Below are 268 nucleotides of genomic sequence, written 5' to 3'. Positions count from 1 at the left end.
CCTGGTGTAACGCGAAATCACCGCTTGGATGATGGGCGGGGTTATTTACCAATACCAAATGCGCCAGATCATCTGTTGCCAGTGCGGAAGCATTGGGCAGATAGTCGCACCACACATCGCCGTTAACCAGTAAGAACGGCGCATCGCCTAGCTGCGGCAGTGCCTGCTGAATGCCGCCGCCGGTTTCAAGCGGGCTAGCTTCCTGGCTCCAGTGAATGCGCATCTGATAGGCCGAACCATCGCCCAGCGCTGCCCTAATCTGCTCAGC

1 pseudogene is annotated in these 268 nt (G+C 57.8%); it reads right to left on the bottom strand.

Features of this window, described 5'->3' with window-relative positions:
• Positions 1 to 223, bottom strand: a pseudogene (locus SB773_RS32140) (hypothetical protein); the annotation flags it as partial.
• Between the last annotated feature and the right edge of the window lie 45 nt (positions 224 to 268).

The organism is Bacillus sp. SIMBA_074, assembly GCF_046534555.1.
In the GTDB taxonomy this organism is placed as follows: domain Bacteria; phylum Bacillota; class Bacilli; order Bacillales; family Bacillaceae_G; genus Bacillus_A; species Bacillus_A mycoides.
Note: the sequence above shows the minus strand (reverse complement) of the source record. Positions and strands in the feature narration are given on the sequence as shown.